Source organism: Phenylobacterium sp. (assembly GCF_036723115.1).
In the GTDB taxonomy this organism is placed as follows: Bacteria; Pseudomonadota; Alphaproteobacteria; order Caulobacterales; family Caulobacteraceae; genus Phenylobacterium.
Genome location: NZ_DAIMHV010000238.1, coordinates 1 through 2,218, shown reverse-complemented (window position 1 = coordinate 2,218; position 2,218 = coordinate 1). Strand labels below are relative to the sequence as shown.

Genomic DNA, 2,218 nt, shown 5'->3' with positions numbered 1-2,218 from the left:
CGGTGGGGGCGACCGACCATCCGGGGTTGAGCACCCTGGCCGGCGGGGTGGAGGCGGTCGGCGCCCTGTGGCTGAACGCCCTGCGCATGACCATCATTCCCCTGGTCTTCTCCCTGCTGGTGACGGGGGCGGCGTCGGCGGCGGACGCGGCCTCCACGGGCCGGCTGGCGGCGCGGGCCTCGCTCTTCTTCGCCATCGTGCTGTTCGGCGCGGCCCTCTACGGGGTGGGGGCCATGAGCGCGCTTCTGGCCCTGTGGCCCGCCCCCGCCGCCGGGGCCGCGGCGCTGACCGCAGCCGCACCGGGCGGGGCGGTGGAGGCCACCTACACCACCTTCGCCCAGTGGCTGCCCTCGCTGGCGCCGGCCAACCCGATCCGCGCCGCAGCGGAGGACGCCATCCTGCAGCTGGTGGTGTTCGGCCTGATCTTCGGCTTTGCGGCCACGCGCCTGCCAGGCGAACTGCGCACCCCGCTCATCAGCGCCTTCCGGGCCATCGCAGAAACGATGATCGTCATCGTCCGCTGGGTGCTGCTCGCCGCCCCGGTCGGCGTCTTCGCCCTCGCCCTGGGCATCGGTCTGCGGGCGGGCCTGGGGGCGGCCGGCGTGCTGGCCCAGTATGTGGCCATGGTCTCGCTGGTGGCGGCCGGCGCGCTTCTTCTGCCCTATGGTCTGGTCGCCCTGCTGCGGGGGCGGGACCTGGGCCTGTTCGCCCGCGCCGCCGCCCCGGTCCAGGTGCTGGCCTTCAGCACCCAGAGCTCGCTCGCCTGCCTGCCGGCCATGATCGAGCGCAGCCGGGACGTCATGGGCGCCTCATCGCGGGTGACAGGGGTGGTCCTGCCCCTGGCGGTGGCCGTCTTCCGCATGACCAGTCCGGTGGCCAATCTCGCCGTGGCCTTCTTCATCGTGCATCTCTACGGACTGGAGCCGCATCCGGGCCAGATCGCCGCCGCCATCGCCGTGGCCCTGGCGGTCAGCATCGGCACGGTGGGCCTGCCGGGACAGATCTCCTTCTTCGCCAGCATGGCCCCCATCTGCCTGGCCCTGGGCGCGCCCATCGACATCCTGGCCCTGCTGATCGCCGTGGAAGTCATCCCCGACATCTTCCGCACCGTGGGCAATGTGACCGCCGACATGGCCGTGGCTGCGGTCCTCAGCGACGAGGAGGACGCATCCCCAGGCGCGATCGCGACGTAGCTCAAGGGTTCACGCCTGGGAGGTCCTGCTTGTCCATCTGGCTTCTGCTCGCGCTCAACGCCCTTGTGCTGATCCTGGCCTTCGGCCTGCTCTGGGCGGTGTCGCTGCGTCTGCGCGATGTGAGCTTCATCGACGCCTGGTGGCCCACAGGCATGGCCCTGCTGGCCTGGACCAGCCTTGCGGCCCACTCCGCGAGCGGCGGGGCCGTCGGACCCCACGGCTGGATCCTGGCCCTGGCGGCCACCGCCTGGGCCGCGCGCCTTGGGGGCCACCTGTTCGCCCGCTGGCGGCGACACGGCAGGGAGCGGCGCTATGAGGAGATGCTGGCCGACGCGCAGGACCGCCGGGGCTGGAGCTTCCCCCTGTCCGCGCTGGTGATCATCTTCGCCCCCCAGGCTCCGCTGCAGCTCATCGTCGCCCTGCCCGTCCAGCTGGGTCAGCTGGGCGAGCCGCAGCCCCTGGGCCTGATCGGCGTCCTGGGCGCCGCCCTGGCGCTCTTCGGCCTCGTCTTCGAAGCCATCGCCGACCGCCAGCTGGCAAGGTTCAAGGCCGACCCCGCCAACAAGGGCCAGGTGATGGACAAGGGTCTGTGGCGCTACAGCCGCCATCCCAACTATTTCGGCGACGCCTGCCTCTGGTGGGGCCTCTATCTCGTGGCCGTGGAGACGCCGCTCGGCGCCTGGTCCATCCTGGGGCCGGTTCTGATCACCCTGCTCCTCACCAAGGGCAGCGGCGCGCCCACGGTGGAAAAGGGCATGGAGAACCGACGCCCGGCCTATGCCGACTATATCCGCCGCACCTCGGCCTTCATTCCCTGGCCGCCTCGCAAGCTCTGAGGCGTCGCGGGCGCCCCTGGGGCAGGCCGAGTTCTGGGGCCAAGCCGCATTGCCTCTCAGGCCCCGACCCGTTTAGCTGCCCCCAACGAGGGGGCGCTTCGGAGGAAACGGCATGGATGGGCGGATGTATCGGGGCGCGCTCGCCCTCGTTTTCGCGGGCCTGGCGGCGGGTTCGGCCCTGGCCCAGCC

2 protein-coding genes are annotated in these 2,218 nt (G+C 71.8%); both read left to right on the top strand.

Annotation, left to right across the window (positions count from 1 at the left end; genetic code table 11):
• Positions 1 to 1,193: dicarboxylate/amino acid:cation symporter (locus tag V7D28_RS14995; protein ID WP_333588183.1), on the top strand; the 1,193-nt coding region annotated here is incomplete at its 5' end.
• Positions 1,194 to 1,222: 29 nt separating this feature from the next.
• Positions 1,223 to 2,029, top strand: a complete 807-nt coding sequence (locus V7D28_RS14990; protein ID WP_333588182.1) for a DUF1295 domain-containing protein — start codon at positions 1,223 to 1,225, stop codon at positions 2,027 to 2,029.
• Positions 2,030 to 2,218: the final 189 nt, after the last annotated feature.